11 protein-coding genes and 2 pseudogenes are annotated in these 15,886 nt (G+C 40.5%); 12 read left to right on the forward strand and 1 reads right to left on the reverse strand.

Features of this window, described 5'->3' with window-relative positions; all coding sequences use genetic code 11:
- The 11 genes and pseudogenes from ACK1JC_RS01175 to ACK1JC_RS01225 form a co-directional block, all read left to right on the forward strand.
- Positions 1–284, forward strand: a pseudogene (locus ACK1JC_RS01175) (acetyl-CoA C-acyltransferase); the annotation flags it as partial.
- A gap of 23 nt (positions 285–307) precedes the next feature.
- A complete protein-coding gene (gene pcaB, locus ACK1JC_RS01180; RefSeq protein WP_409510022.1) occupies positions 308–1,663 on the forward strand; it encodes a 3-carboxy-cis,cis-muconate cycloisomerase in 1,356 nt (451 codons plus the stop codon).
- A gap of 8 nt (positions 1,664–1,671) precedes the next feature.
- Positions 1,672–2,448: a 3-oxoadipate enol-lactonase gene (gene pcaD, locus ACK1JC_RS01185; protein ID WP_409510203.1), complete on the forward strand. Its 777-nt coding sequence runs from the start codon at positions 1,672–1,674 to the stop codon at positions 2,446–2,448.
- A gap of 42 nt (positions 2,449–2,490) precedes the next feature.
- On the forward strand, positions 2,491–3,846 hold the full coding sequence (locus tag ACK1JC_RS01190) for an MFS transporter (protein WP_409510023.1): 1,356 nt from the start codon (positions 2,491–2,493) through the stop codon (positions 3,844–3,846).
- A 14-nt stretch (positions 3,847–3,860) separates the two neighbouring features.
- Entirely contained in the window at positions 3,861–4,295 is a 435-nt protein-coding gene (gene pcaC / locus ACK1JC_RS01195) for a 4-carboxymuconolactone decarboxylase (protein ID WP_409510024.1), read from the forward strand.
- A 26-nt stretch (positions 4,296–4,321) separates the two neighbouring features.
- Positions 4,322–5,047, forward strand: a complete 726-nt coding sequence (gene pcaH / locus ACK1JC_RS01200) for a protocatechuate 3,4-dioxygenase subunit beta (RefSeq protein WP_409510025.1) — start codon at positions 4,322–4,324, stop codon at positions 5,045–5,047.
- Positions 5,048–5,062: 15 nt separating this feature from the next.
- Positions 5,063–5,692: a protocatechuate 3,4-dioxygenase subunit alpha gene (pcaG, locus tag ACK1JC_RS01205; protein ID WP_409510026.1), complete on the forward strand. Its 630-nt coding sequence runs from the start codon at positions 5,063–5,065 to the stop codon at positions 5,690–5,692.
- 138 nt (positions 5,693–5,830) lie between these two features.
- Complete coding sequence (gene aroD / locus ACK1JC_RS01210; RefSeq protein WP_409510204.1) at positions 5,831–6,688, forward strand: type I 3-dehydroquinate dehydratase; 858 nt, start codon at positions 5,831–5,833, stop codon at positions 6,686–6,688.
- Positions 6,689–6,733: 45 nt separating this feature from the next.
- Positions 6,734–8,194: a NosD domain-containing protein gene (locus ACK1JC_RS01215; protein ID WP_409510027.1), complete on the forward strand. Its 1,461-nt coding sequence runs from the start codon at positions 6,734–6,736 to the stop codon at positions 8,192–8,194.
- Between the two features lie 63 nt (positions 8,195–8,257).
- Entirely contained in the window at positions 8,258–9,610 is a 1,353-nt protein-coding gene (locus ACK1JC_RS01220; protein WP_409510028.1) for a carbohydrate porin, read from the forward strand.
- Positions 9,611–9,789: 179 nt separating this feature from the next.
- A complete protein-coding gene (locus ACK1JC_RS01225; protein WP_409510029.1) occupies positions 9,790–12,213 on the forward strand; it encodes a glucose/quinate/shikimate family membrane-bound PQQ-dependent dehydrogenase in 2,424 nt (807 codons plus the stop codon).
- A 271-nt stretch (positions 12,214–12,484) separates the two neighbouring features.
- On the opposite strand, the gene ACK1JC_RS01230 is transcribed toward ACK1JC_RS01225, so the two are convergent.
- Positions 12,485–12,721: a VF530 family DNA-binding protein gene (locus ACK1JC_RS01230; RefSeq protein ID WP_409510030.1), complete on the reverse strand. Its 237-nt coding sequence runs from the start codon at positions 12,719–12,721 to the stop codon at positions 12,485–12,487.
- 386 nt (positions 12,722–13,107) lie between these two features.
- Between ACK1JC_RS01230 and ACK1JC_RS01235 the strand changes: the two are divergent.
- A pseudogene (locus ACK1JC_RS01235) lies at positions 13,108–15,211 on the forward strand (TonB-dependent siderophore receptor).
- The last annotated feature ends 675 nt before the right edge of the window (positions 15,212–15,886 follow it).

A 15,886-nucleotide genomic window follows, 5' to 3' on the forward strand; every position in this document is an offset into this window, starting at 1 on the left:
AACAAGCCAATCTAACATTAGAGCAGATGGATGTGATTGAACTAAATGAAGCATTTTCAGCTCAAGCTTTGGCGGTTACTCGTGATTTAGGTCTTGAAGATGGTGCAGCACATGTCAATCCAAATGGTGGTGCTATTGCATTAGGTCATCCGTTGGGTGCTTCGGGTGCACGTCTAGTCACCACAGCACTCAACCAACTTGAAGTAACAGGTGGTACATATGCGCTTTGCTCAATGTGTATTGGGGTTGGTCAAGGTATTGCTTTGATTATTAAGAAAATTTAAGAAAAATTTTAGGAATATCGATCATGAGCCAGTTATATGCCAGCTTATTTTACCAAAAAGAGGTGACTGAAATTTTCAGTGATCGTGCATTGGTGTCTTACATGATTGAGGCTGAAGTTGCCTTGGCAAAAGTACAGGCTCAGGTTGGTATCATTCCTGAATCTGCCGCAATCGCAATATCTCAAATTACCCATACTGCGATTAATCAAATTGATTTTGATGCTTTAGCGATTGCAACAGGTTTGGCCGGTAATATCGCGATTCCTTTTGTGAAGCAATTAACTGCAATTGTGAAACAAAGCGATGTAGATGCTGCACGTTACGTACATTGGGGTGCAACCAGTCAAGATATTTTAGATACTGCCTGTATTCTGCAATGTCGAACAGCACTGAAACTGATTGAGTCTTTAATTCATCAATGTTACCGCACTGCATTGAATCAAGCTGAACAGTATCGCTCGCAAGTGATGATTGGACGCACATGGTTACAACAAGGCTTACCGATTACTTTGGGGCATAAATTCGCACGCTGGGCTTCGGCATTTCATCGTGATTTAGCACGTATTGAAGCCATGAAAGCGCGTGTCTTCACGGCGCAATTGGGTGGAGCTGTTGGTTCATTGGCTTCATTACAAACTCAAGGAACAGCGGTCATTCATGCATTTTCAGCACAGCTACAACTGACAGTACCGAACTGTACATGGCATGGTGAGCGCGATCGAATTGTTGAGATCTCAAGTGTTTTAGCGATGGTGACAGGCAATTTGGGAAAAATGGCGCGTGACTGGTCATTGATGATGCAAACTGAAATTGCAGAAGTATTTGAGCCCGCAGCGAAAGGGCGTGGTGGGTCATCAACAATGCCACATAAACGTAATCCTGTTGCTGCTGCTTCCGTTCTGGCAGCAGCTAATCGTGTTCCAGTTTTGATGTCGAGTTTATATCAAAGCATGGTACAGGAACATGAGCGTAGCATAGGCGGATGGCATGCAGAATGGCTAGCATTACCTGAAATTTTCCAACTTTGTGCGGGTGCTTTAGAGCGTACTTTAGATGTTTTACAAGGGATGCAGATCAATGCTGAAAACATGCAACGAAATTTAGATTGCACACAGGGTTTGATTATGGCCGAAGCTGTGATGATGGCTTTGGCACCGCATATGGGGCGCTTACAGGCACATCATGTGGTTGAAGCTGCATGCAAAACGGCGGTTGAAAAAAGTGTTCACTTAAAAGAGGTCATTACTGAACTTGATCCAGTCAAGGCCTATTTTAGTGAAAGTCAGATTTCAGAAATTTTTAAACCTGCATTATATCTCGGCAATATTCAAGATCAGATTGATGCAGTTCTGCAGGAAGCAAAAGGAGAGGCAAAGTGAATATCACGATGACCAATCGTCAAGGCAAAACTTTATCCGTGACAATCAGTGGGCAAGACAATGCACCAGTGATTATATTTTCAAATTCATTGGGCACAGATAAAGACATGTGGCAACCCCAGGTTTTCGCCTTTGAACAACAGTTTAAAGTGGTGACTTATGACACCCGTGGTCATGGGAAAAGTGATGTGATTGAGCACACCACTATACAAAATCTTGCAGAAGATGTGATCGATATTATGAACGATTTAAACATTGAAAAAGCACATTTCTGCGGCATTTCAATGGGTGGCATGACGGCTTTGTTGTTAGGTATTCACCATGCAGATCGTTTTCACAGCATCACTGTTGCGAATTCAGCAGCCAAAATTTGGAATGAAGACGGTTGGAATGCGCGTGCAGATACTGTGACGGCCAATGGCTTATTAGACTTGGTTGCGACTACGCACACACGTTGGTTTAGTGAGCAGTTTGATTATCAACACGATGCTTTGGCTCAACGTACCATTCAGTCTTTAGCGACTACGCCAGCATTGGGTTATGCAGAATCTTGCCGAGCGCTTGCGCAAGCAGATCTATCTACTCAAATTCAACAGATTCACATTCCAACTTTAGTAATTGCAGGCGTGTTTGACCCTGTCACGACAGTGGCAGATGGCATCTATATGCAAGAACAGATTCAAAATAGTGAATTAGCGGTGATTGATGCATCGCATCTGTCCAATATTGAGCAACCTGAGCTGTTTAATCAAGCTCTCAGTCAGTTTATTGGATCGATTCAATAGTTTAAGGATTTTTAAAAGGACTTTCAGCCCAAGGAGGCAGGTATGGCGTCTCAGGAATACGCTACTCAAAAAACGAGTATAGACGCACAAGCACTGATTAATGATGCACCGATTAGCAAATATCAGTGGTTGATCGCAATTGTATGTTTTCTCATTGTTTTTGTTGACGGTATTGATACTGCTGCAATGGGTTTTATTGCTCCAGCTTTGGCGCAAGACTGGGGGATAGACCGCTCGCAACTGGGGCCAGTCATGAGTGCGGCTTTAGGCGGGATGATTATTGGCGCTTTGGTGTCTGGTCCAACCGCTGACCGCTTTGGGCGAAAGATTGTTTTAAGTATTTCGATGCTGATTTTTGGTGGCTTTACTTTGGCATCGGCCTATGCGGCTGACTTAAATACCTTGGTGGTACTACGCTTTTTAACGGGTATTGGTTTAGGTGCAGCGATGCCGAATGCAACCACACTATTTTCTGAATATTGCCCACAACGATCTCGTTCGTTACTCGTGACCTGTATGTTCTGTGGTTACAACTTAGGTATGGCGACAGGTGGCTTCATCAGCAGTTGGTTGATCCCAACCTTTGGTTGGCACAGCTTATTCTTATTGGGCGGTTGGTCTCCACTGATCTTGATGTTTGTGGTGGTTTTCTTCCTACCAGAATCATATCGTTTCTTGATTGTTAAAGGACGTGATAAGGCAAAAGTTCATCAAATTTTGTCACGTATTGCACCAACTCAAGTAGAGGGTGCAACTGAATTTCATGTGCCTGAAGAAAAAACTGACGATGCGAAGAAGAAAGGCGTGTTTAGCATGTTGTTCTCTCAGAAATATGTCAAAGGTACGGTTTTATTGTGGCTGACCTATTTTATGGGTTTGGTGATGATTTATCTGCTCACCAGTTGGTTGCCAACTTTGATGCGTGAAACTGGTGCAACCATGGAACGTGCTGCATTTATTGGTGGTTTATTCCAGTTTGGCGGTGTGCTCAGTGCATTATTTATTGGTTGGGCAATGGATCGTTTCAACCCGAATCGGATTATTGCATGTTTTTACTTTGTCGCAGGGATTTTTGCATTTACCGTAGGACAGAACTTAGCTAATCCAACATTACTTGCCATTTTAGTGCTTTGTGCAGGAGTTGCGATTAATGGTGCGCAGTCGGCAATGCCTGCACTAAGCGCTCGTTTTTATCCAACTCAGTGCCGTGCAACAGGTATTGCGTGGATGTCGGGTATTGGTCGTTTTGGCGCGGTATTTGGTGCATGGATCGGCGCAGTTTTACTGGGTAATGATTGGTCATTTACCGCCATTTTAAGCTTGCTCTTAATTCCAGCAACAGCAGCAGCAGTCGCTATTTTTGTTAAATCACTGGTCGCACATACCGATGCGACTTAATTGAGGTTTCTCCTATGAATGATGAACAACGTTATGAACAAGGAATTACCGTACGCACTGAAGTACTGGGTGAAAAGCATGTAGATCGTTCACTTGAAAACTTGAATGATTTCAATACTGACTTTCAAAATTTTATTAGTCGTTTTGCGTGGGGTGAGGTCTGGTCTAGACCAGGGATGCCACGTCACACCCGTAGCTTAGTCACGATTGCTGTGTTATTGGCATTGGGTCGTGAAGATGAACTTCGTATGCATTTACGTGCTTGTTTTAACAATGGTGTGACCAAAGACGATTTAAAAGAGTTGATATTGCACTGCTCACTATATGCCGGTTTACCCGCAGCCAATGCAGCCATGCACATGGCAGAAGAAGTTTTTGCAGATTTGGGCATTGCTCCGCAAAAACTGAGCGAGCAGCAGCTCAGCCAAGAACAAACTAATCAAGAGTAATGGTACAAGATTTAGAGGGACGTCACATGTCGCAAATTACTTTAGGTGCTTATGCACAACGCAATACAGAAGATCATCCGCCAGCATATGCACCAGGCTATAAAACCAGTGTATTACGCTCGCCAAAAAATGCTTTGATTTCGATTGCAGAAACTTTAACAGAAGTGACTTCACCACAGTTTAGTGCCGAACAGTTTGGGCCTAAAGATAACGATTTGATTTTAAATTATGCCAAAGAAGCTTTACCGATTGGTGAGCGCATTATTGTGCATGGCTATGTTCGTGATCAATTTGGTCGCCCTGTAAAAAATGCTTTGCTCGAAGTGTGGCAAGCCAATGCTTCTGGTCGTTATCGCCATCCAAATGATCAGTTTATTGGTGCGATGGATCCAAACTTTGGCGGCTGTGGTCGCATGATGACCGATGCAAATGGATATTTTGTATTTCGCACCATCAAGCCAGGTCCATATCCTTGGCGTAACCGTATTAATGAATGGCGTCCTGCGCATATCCATTTTTCATTACTTGCTGATGGGTGGGCACAGCGACTCATTTCACAGTTCTATTTTCAAGGCGATACATTGATTGATTCGTGTCCGATTATTAAAACCATTCCTTCAGAAGAACAACGTCGCGCACTGATTGCTCTTGAAGACAAGAGTAACTTTATTGAAGCAGACAGTCGTTGTTATCGTTTTGACATCACTTTACGTGGGCGTCGTGCGACTTATTTTGAAAATGATTTGACTTAATTCAGGGAGAACAACATGAACCATTGGAACTTTCAAGAGTTGCATGAAACTCCATCTCAAACAGGTGGGCCATATGTACACATTGGTTTGTTGCCACAACAAGCAAACATCGAAGTATTTAAAAATAATTTTAACAATCAGTTAGTTCAAGAAAAAACATTAGGCGAACGTATTCGCTTAGAAGGTCAAGTATTTGACGGCTTAGGTTTACCACTACGTGATGTTTTGATTGAAATTTGGCAGGCGGATGCCAACGGTGTGTATCCAAGTGCGGAGGATATTCAAGGTAAAGTAGCCGATCCACACTTCCATGGTTGGGGACGTACAGGCGCAGATTTCGAAACTGGTTTTTGGAGTTTCAATACCATTAAACCGGGTTCAGTTTTAGGACGTAAAGGGACAACTCAGGCACCTCATATTGCACTGATTATCTTTGCTCGCGGAATTAACATTGGCTTGAATACCCGTGTGTATTTTGAAGATGAAGCCCAAGCTAATGCACAAGATCCTGTACTGAAAGGTATTGAGTGGGCACCTCGTCGTCAAACCCTCATCGCAAAACGTGAAGAGCGGGATGGTGAGGTGGTGTACCGCTTTGATATTCGTGTTCAAGGTGAAGATGAAACTGTCTTTTTAGATATCTAAGCCAAACTAAACGTAAAACAATTTATATCAATGAGAGAAAAATGTTTATACGTGGTGATGGCATGATCCATTTCATCCATCCCACGTATATTTGCTCTTGATGACAGAAGAAGACTATTGAAAATACAAGGAAATGTAATAATGAAGATTAAAAAAATTGCAATGCAACTTTGCTTAAGTAGTGCTGTTTTAGCCGCAACACCTACGGTATTTTCAGCCGAAGTTGTTCCTACGACACAACATTATATGGTAAAAAATCTCAATATTGGTGACTTACCTGTCAAAACTATTGTACCGATTACCGCAAAAACAGCAGAGCAAGCCATTGCTCAAGCGCAAGTTATTGCTAGTAATCCAAATGCAGACGTAGCTGAATTTCGCATCGATTTATTGGAATTCTCTGCCGACACCCAAAAAGTCATCGCACTTGGTCAGCAACTCAATCAAATTTTAAAAGAGAAACCCTTAATTGCCACCATTCGTACTCATAACGAAGGCGGGAAAATGACGGTGTCTGACCAAGACTATGAAAAGATTTATAGCGACTACCTGAAAAAGCCATTTATGCAATTGCTCGATATTGAAATGTTTCGAGATGTAGGCAGTATAACGAAATTAATCAAATTGGCGCATAACAAGAACGTGTTGGTGATTATGTCGAATCATGATTTTGCAAAAACACCTGAGCAACAAGATATTGAAAATCGCTTGCTAAAACAAGATCAAATGGGTGCCGATATTCTTAAAATTGCGGTGATGCCCAAGTCAAAACAAGATGTCTTTACCCTCATGAATGCCACGCTGGCTGTAAGTCAAAAAAGTCAAAAACCATTGCTGACTATGTCGATGGGGCAGTTAGGGACGATTTCACGTGTCGCAACTGCCAATATGGGGGGCAGTTTAAGTTTCGGCATGATTGGTGAAGCCTCTGCGCCGGGTCAAATTGATGTGACTCAACTCAAACAGTTATTGAAAACAGTACAGCCAACCCCTTAAATGCACTGTGTTATTTATATTCATGGATAGAAAAGGATTTAAAATATGAAACCATCAACCTTACGTTTGACCACATTAGTATTGAGTTTAGCTACTTCAGGTTTAGTCAGTGCAGAAACCTATGTGGTAGACCGCTATCAGGATGATACGGCAAAAGGATCCCTACGTTGGGCAATTGAACAATCCAATTCCAATACTGCACAAGAAAATGAAATTCTCATCCAAGCGGTAGGACAAGCACCCTATGCCATTAAACTGAATCAGCCTTTACCACCAATTAAATCTTCAGTGAAGATAATTGGAACGCAATGGGATAAAACAGGCGAGTTTATTGCGCTTGATGGTTCAAACTATATTAAAGGTGAGGGTGCTAAAGCATGTCCAGGAGCAAATCCTGAACAGTATGGGACTAATGTCCGTACCATGACCTTACCAGGTTTAGTCCTGCAAGATGTAAATGGTATAACGCTAAAAGGTCTTGATATTCATCGTTTCTGTATTGGCGTTTTGGTGAACCGTTCAAGTAATAACTTGATTCAAAATAACCGTATTAGTAATAACTATGGTGGTTCAGGTGTGATGCTGACTGGTGATGATGGTAAGGGTAATCCAACCTCGACGACTACCAATAATAACAAAGTTTTGAATAACCTGTTTGTGGATAATGGCGATGGTCTTGAGCTTACCCGTGGTGCAGCATTTAACCTTATAGCGAATAACTTGTTCACCTCAACCAAAGCTAATCCTGAGCCATCTCAAGGTATTGAAATTCTGTGGGGCAATGACAATGCAGTCGTTGGGAACAAATTTGAAAACTATTCGGATGGTTTGCAAATTAACTGGGGGAAGCGTAATTACATTGCTTATAATGAACTGACTAATAACTCAATTGGCTTTAATCTCACAGGTGATGGCAACATTTTTGACAGCAATAGAGTCCATGGGAATCGTCTGGGTATTGCAATACGTTCAGAAAAAGATGTCAATGCCCGCACAACCTTGACCAAAAATTTAATATGGAATAATGGCAAAGATATTAAACGCTGTGAAGCGGGTGGTTCGTGTGTATCCAATCAACGGTTAGGCTCAATTGTGTTTGCAGTGCCAGCGCTAGAGCATGCAGGTTTTGTCGGTTCTCGTGGTGGTGGTGTGGTTATTGAGGCTGCGAAACTTCAAAAAACCTGTACCCAGCCGAATGAACAAGGCTGTAACGCGATCCCAAACCAAAACATTCAAGCACCACGTTTAAGTTATAGCAAAGGTCAAGTCACTGCTATAGTTCAAGCACAACCGAATCAACGCTATCAGGTTGAGTTCTTTGCAAATCCTCAAACGAAGAGTCAAGAAGCAGAGCAATATTTAGGTACTCAAGTTGTGATGACAAATGCGCAAGGTCAAGGTCAAGCAATCTGGAAGGTGGCAAGTGGTCTGGCTAATGTCACCGCCAATATGACCGACCATTTAGGTGCAACTTCTGAATTGAGCTCAGCCATTCATATTAAATAATAAAAATCGCATGGAAAGTTCACTTGAGTTGAGCTTTCCTCACAAAAAAAAGGATATTTGGTTATGCAACAACAATTATTAAAACCATCAATTTTAAAAACACATTTTGTAAAAATTGGTACATTATCTTTGGCGTTACTTTGTTGTCAATTTACTTCAGCCAATGAGTTTTATTCGGCAGATCGTCAATGGCTATTCGGTGATTGGAACGGTGAGCGGAAGCAACTAGAAGATCAAGGTTATAAATTTACAGCTTCGATTATGAGTCAAGCAGCGACCAATTTGGCTGGTGGTTATAATGATGACAGTAGTTTTGATAATGCTGCACAGTTGACCTTAGGTGCCAATTTTGATTTAAACAAAATTGCAGGTTGGGAAAATACTACCGCAGCAATTATGGTGACTAAACGTGATGGTAATGCCTTAACGCTTGAACGAATTAAAGACCCTCGTGCAAGTACGTTAGGCAACAGCCAAGAAATTTATGGTCGTGGCAAAATTTGGCGCTTAACTCAAGCATGGATCAAAACAGGTTTTGACGACAACAATGTCCAATTTAAGATTGGTCGTATGGGCATGTCTGATGACTTTAACAGCTCACAATGTGAATTTCAGAACTTACTTTTGTGTGGTGGGCAGCTTGGAAAATCCATCGGTTCGATTTGGTATAACTGGCCTGTTAGCTTATGGGGCACCAATGTTAAATACCAATTTGCACCAGACTGGTCACTTGGCGTTGGGGTCTATGAAGTCAACCCAGATAATGTCAAAACAGACTCGGACAGTGATGGCTTTAATCTAGATATGGACAATGTCGAAGGGGCCACCATTCCAGTTGAACTGGCATGGAAACCTAAACTTGCTACATTTAATGGTCTACAGGGCGAATATAAACTCGGTGCACTGTATTCCACAGCAGAAGCTAAAGATGTAGGTACGTCAGGAATAATCCACGATGGTAAATATAGTTTCTGGTTGAATGCTCAACAACAACTGACCCAACACGGGGCTGATCCTAAACGCGGTTTATATATCAGTTTTAATGGGGTCATCAATGACCGAGACACGACCGCTGTTGAAAGTACGCAACAGTTAGCACTTTGGTACAAAGGCCCTTTTGATAGCCGCCCAAATGATTCCATCGGTTTTGGATTGGCTAACTATGTGGTAAATGACCGTGTTACGAACAAGCAAATAGCCACCAATGAAGGTCGTGGTTATTACCGTTATGACGCGCTTGCCAACGATTATGTCCCAATTCAACATGACGAACTCAATGTTGAATTGAATTATACCTATCAGTGGTCACCTGCGGTAATGCTCAGACCCAACCTGCAATATATATATCAACCTTCTGGTGTGAAAGAAGTGGATGATGCTTGGGTGGCAGGTCTTAGCATTAAGATAAATTTTTAATCGTATTTAAAGTGAAAGAGTGTTTAAAATGTAAGCGATACTGTTGCTGAATTTAAACACTCTTTTTTCATTGTTGAAGCAAGTTAATTGTGGATGCTCAAAAGTTTGGATGTGATATGAATGATGCTCAAAATAAAGTAGGAGAGATCATTTAAAACACAGCATTTGGAGTAAAAAGTATGTCCGAAGCGCAATCTCAACCCATATTTAAAATATGGTGCTTTATATTAGGTTTGGCTTTATTGCTAACTGGCTTATTTTATTTAATCGGTGGTGGAAAACTGATTAGTCTAGGTGGTTCATGGTATTTCCTGATAGCAGGTTTATTGACCATCATTTCAGCAGTGTTTATTTTTAGAAAAAAAACATTGGGTGTCTGGATATTTGCATTGGTTTTTCTAGGGACTATTATCTGGGCAGTGTTTGATGCGGGTTGGGATTTTTGGGCACTCCATTCACGTTTAATGTTCCCTGCGGGATTATTTGCTGCACTATGTTTTACTTTACCTTTTATTCGTAAGTACCAATTTCAAATTGCACCATCAGCACCAGCATATGCCTTAGGTGGTTTGACGGTGTTAGGCATGCTCGGTGGTTTGTATGGTATGTTTATTCCACACCCAACGGTGAAAGCCAATGGTGAAGAACTACCACTGGTGCCTGTAACAGCGCAAACTCAACAAGTGAACTGGTCACACTATGGTAATGATGCTGGTGGGAGTCGTTTTGCTGCACTGGATCAGATTAACCGTAATAATGTGTCCAAGCTAAAGGAAGCATGGCGCTTTCAAACAGGAGATATGACCTCAGGTACAGGTAATGGTGCAGAAGACCAGCTCACCCCTTTACAGGTTGGTGAGAAAGTCTTTTTATGTACACCGCATAACAACATCATTGCCTTAGATGCAGACTCAGGTAAACAAATTTGGAAAGCCGAAGTAAACTCTAAAGCCGATGCTTGGGAACGGTGTCGTGGTGTAGGTTACTTTGACTCAACTCAAGCCTTGGTGCAACCAACTTTAACAGGCGCTAATGCTGTTACTTTGGTCGCAAATAATACTGCATGTCCACGTCGTGTTTATACCAATACCCCTGATGGTCGTTTAATTGCCGTCAATGCAGATACGGGCGAACGCTGTAAAGACTTTGGTGTCGATGGAACAGTGAACTTATTGGAAGGTCTAGGCGCGGGCACGCAAGCACCTCGTTTTGAGGTGACCTCGGCGCCAACCATTGCAGGTACTAGCATCATCGTCGGGAGTCGTATTGCTGATAACTTTGCAGCGGATATGCCAGGTGGCGTTATCCGTGCCTATGATGTGATTACTGGACAACTACGTTGGGCCTTTGATCCACGCAATTCAAATCCAAACTATGTATTAAAACCAGGTGAAATTTATAAACGTAGTTCAGCTAACTCTTGGGCTGCAATGTCTTATGACCCGAAAATGAACGCTGTATTCTTACCGATGGGAAGTTCATCAGTCGATGTGTGGGGCGGAAACCGTCAACCTGTGGATCATAAATACAATTCTTCTGTTCTGGCTTTAGATGCAACCACAGGTAAAGAAAAGTGGGTTTATCAAACCGTTCACAATGATCTCTGGGATTTCGATTTACCGATGCAACCAAGTTTGATCGATTTTCCAATGCAAAACGGACAAACCAAACCTGCTGTTGTAATAGGAACCAAGTCGGGTCAGTTCTTTGTACTTGACCGTGTTACTGGTCAACCACTAACTAAAGTAGTAGAGCAATCTGTAAAAGCGGCAGATATTCCTGATGAACAGTACAGTTTAACCCAACCACGTTCAGTTGAAATGCCACAAATTGGTAATCAAACCTTGACTGAATCGGATATGTGGGGCGCAACGCCATTTGATCAATTGATGTGTCGTATTAATTTTAAATCGATGCGTTATGATGGTCTATTCACGGCACCAGGTTCTGATATTTCTTTAAGTTTTCCGGGTTCATTAGGTGGTATGAATTGGGGTAGTATTGCATTCGATCCAACGCATCGTTATATGTTTGTCAACGACATGCGCCTAGGTTTGTGGATTCAGCTAATTAAACAAACGCCTGAAGACTTGAAACTTGAAGCTAGCGGTGGAGAGAAGGTTAATACTGGGATGGGGGCAGTACCAATGAAAGGCACACCATATAAAGTAAATAAAAATCGCTTTATGTCGGTACTAGGCATTCCATGTCAAAAGCCACCTTTCGGGACCATGACTGCGATTGATATGAAAACGCGTCAAGTGGCTTGGCAGATACCTTTAGGCACAGTTGAAGATACAGGTCCAATGGGTATTAAAATGGGTTTAAAAGCACCGATTGGTATGCCAACCATTGGTGGTCCAATGGCGACACAAGGTGGTTTAGTATTCTTTGCTGCAACGCAAGACTTCTACTTACGTGCTTTCAATTCATCAAATGGTGAAGAATTATGGAAAGCGCGTTTACCTGTGGGTAGCCAAGGTACACCAATGAGCTACATTTCTCCAAAAACAGGTAAACAATATGTGGTCATTTCCGCAGGTGGGGCACGTCAGTCACCTGATCATGGCGATTATGTGATTGCATATGCTTTAGAAAAGTAATGTATTGATAGACTCAAAGGGATTGATCTTTTTTATAAATCAAAAATCAACTATGCATTTGGTTGATTTTTGATCTATCTTTCAGCATTTATAGTACAAAACATAATTCACTATAAGATTTGGCAAGTTCTAGATTTAGTCACAGTATTATTTAGGAGAGTGGTAGCAGTCCAACCACTAATTCAAAGGTGTCTACAAAATTGGCGACTATTCAATAAGTGTAGATTATTATTTGATATAAAATAGTATGCTAAGGCTAGGTTTTTGATAGCTACGATTTCTGTTTGGCTTTTTGGCGTAAGACATACAAATATAAGTTTTCTACTTTTTCACGTGCCCATGGTGTGGTACGTAAGAATCGCAATGATGATTTAACACTTGGATCTATGCAGAAACATCTAATTTCAATTTTACGATTTAAGCCTTCAAAGCCGCCGTAGTAATCCAATAATTCATCCAAAATATCAGTAAGTTTTTTGCCGTGTAAAGGGTCATTGGAGGTGTTCATAATAGATCAACCATATTTTGGGAGGGAATTATTATAACCTAAGCTAGTGGGAAAATGAGAGGCTTGGAATAATCTGGAGCTATACAATCTCACCTACAGAATCTAATGATGCTCTGAACAAAACCTATAACTATGTGTAAAGAGAGTCGAGATATAGATTTGATCATAAGACAGGACTAAACAGCTGTACTCATCAATAAATTTATGGAGCTAGGACGACCTCATAGCCAAGTAGTCTCTTAAATTTGAGGTGATATGGGAACTTTATTTTTAATTTTTTGTACAACAAAGCATTTTAATATTTAACTTATTTAAATAAATAGCAACAATAATAAATGAAAATGATTATAATTAAGGTTTATGTTTGTATTTGTGGTTTTTGTGTCATGTGGTTTAATAAATCTACCTTAGCATTTTCAGTACTTGCCTTGATGGCAACTGCATCACAGGCTCAATCGGACTCTGATGTAGAGAAAACTCCTAGCATTAATCAATTGCCCGTCATTACTATACAGGCTGAAAATAGCGAAAAAGCCTATGCTGCACAAAAAGCTAGTGCAGTGCTTCGGTCAAGTGCCCCTTTATTTGAAACCGCACAGTCGATTAGTGTTCTTACGAATCAACAATTAGAACAGAAACAAGCCAAAACAGTTGCAGAGGCTTTAGATGGGGTTGCAGGGGTTACATCTGGGCAATATGGACGTCGGGGTTGGGATGATTTTATTATCCGTGGGCAAATTTCTAGTTCACAAACTTATATTGATGGATTACGTGTACAAGCATCAGACAATGTACTAAGAGCAGAAGATATTTCTGGGCTTGAGTCTATTGAAGTCGTAAAAGGTCCTACTTCTGTGGGCTTTGGATTGGCTTTGCCAGGAGGTCTTGTCAATTTGACCACTAAACGACCACAAGCAGAATCATTTTCACGTGCTGGTTTAAGTTATGGCAGCTATGGCTTAAAAGAAGGTACGTTTGACATTAACTATGCGCCTAACGAAACTGAAAAAGGCGCTTTTCGTGTAGTTGGACGAGTATCGGATCAAGATGATCCAACAGATTATGTTTATTTTAAAAATCAATATATTGCATCATCATATAATTTTGATTTAGACGATAAAGATGATTTATCAGTTATTGCTAGTTATCAGCATCGTGATTATATTCGTCAGCAGGGTATTCCCTATAGTAACGGTAATTATAAAAAGTATTCACCAAGCTTATTTTTTGGTGAGCCTGGTTATGGCTATGATGTAGATGTGTATCGGGTTGGCGCAAATTATGCGCATTACTTTGATAATGATTGGACTTTTAAACAAAATTTTGCAGTAACAAAAACGGATACAAAAGGGAATGCAATATTAGCATCAGGGACAAATACGCTACCAATCATTAAACGGGCAATTAACAATCAAGACAAGCAAGATACTAACTATACTTTAGATAATAACTTACAGCGTAATTTTGATTTCGGTTCTGTCAGCTATGATGTGATGGCTGGTGTAGATATGATGCGAGAGCGCAGTGATTATTATCGTCGAACAGATACGATTAATGATTTTAATGCGAATAATCCGAGCTATGGCAATGTTAGTATTAAAAAAATAGGCGCACCTAGTCAGGAAATTACCTATAGTCAATATGCAGGTTTATATACGAAATACCATTAAAATTGATGATCGCTGGATTATTGGATTGTCAGGTCGTCATGATTGGACTCAAGTTGAAATTGATAGTGTGTTAAAAAACACGACCACTAAAAATTCAGATAATGCTTTTACAGGCAGTGCTTCAGTTATGTATCGCATCAATGATATGTTTGCACCCTATTTTAGTTATTCCACTTCATTTATGCCTGTAACTGATTCTGGTGAAAACGGCACCTTGCTCAATCCAGAGGAAGGTAAACAAGCAGAGGTAGGCATAAAGTTTCAGGCTTTGGATCAGCGCTTGCAAGGCTATATGGCATATTATGATTTGACCCGTAAAAATGTCACCGAATCAGATGCGTCTGGAAATTTTTCAATTCAAACAGGGGAGCAAGTTACCCAAGGATTTGAAGCAGAACTTGCCGCAGCATTAACTAAGCAATGGAATGTATCGGCAACATATAGTTATATTCCTACAGCAAAAGTCACTGAAAGCGTGATTGCTAGTGAGATTGGTAAACGAACTAATCATGTGCCTGAAAATGCAGGTTCATTATCTACTCAATATTATTTTAGTCCAGATAAGCTAGGGTGGAATATCGGAGCGGGTATTCGCTATCAAGGTTCACGTACGGCTCAACGCAATACAGATTTTGTTTATTTGCCAAGTTACACATTAATTGACGTAAATGCAGGTTATGAAGCGGAAAGTTGGGGCGCAGGCTTAAGCATTAAAAACTTATTTGATAAAGAATATTTGGCTGGAACAACGCCGAATGCTCAGTTGGTCAATTGGGGTGATCCATTAATGGTTCGTTTAAATGTGAAATTTAAATACTAAAATATCGAAAACTATTTTTAGTATAGCTAAGCTGTAGTCAACTTATTCTTTCGTAATGCCCCAAGAATGTTGACTAATGGCTTAGCTCTCTAGTAGGAAAAGTATAAACTAAAGAATACGCAAAATTAGATATTATTTAATCAGAATAGTGATTGATATTGGATTGGATTTGATAGCTAAAAATCTATTTTGAGCTACAGTATAAAAAATGATTTAGCTATAAAAATATGCCAAAATTTTACTCCGAAGATTTATGTGAAAGTGATGCAAGCGTATGATTCTACAGGACACAAATCAAAAGTATATATGACTTTCCATATTGCTCGTACAACATTGGGTTTTGATTAAGAATATTTTGATTAAAAATAAATAAGAAAACTCGCTCAACCAAAATTTGAAAATATGGGCAGGGCTTCAGTTATTCTGAATCTAGCCACTGATTAAACCTTTGTTAAAATATGCCATTTTCAACAAGCAAATATCTCATTGCGTTATTTACTCATTGCGTTATTTAAGAGTCACTTCGCGTATGAAGTTTCTTATGGTGTTCTAATATCAAGACTACATAAAATGGGATGGACTAGTCTCAGTGCAGTCCGATCAAGTTCAGCGTATCACTTTTACTGTGTTTAATCGAACATGTGAACATAAGCTTTTTACAAGTTGGCTTGAGTA

It is taken from the genome of Acinetobacter sp. TY2 (assembly GCF_046269225.1).
Classification (GTDB): Bacteria; Pseudomonadota; Gammaproteobacteria; order Pseudomonadales; family Moraxellaceae; genus Acinetobacter.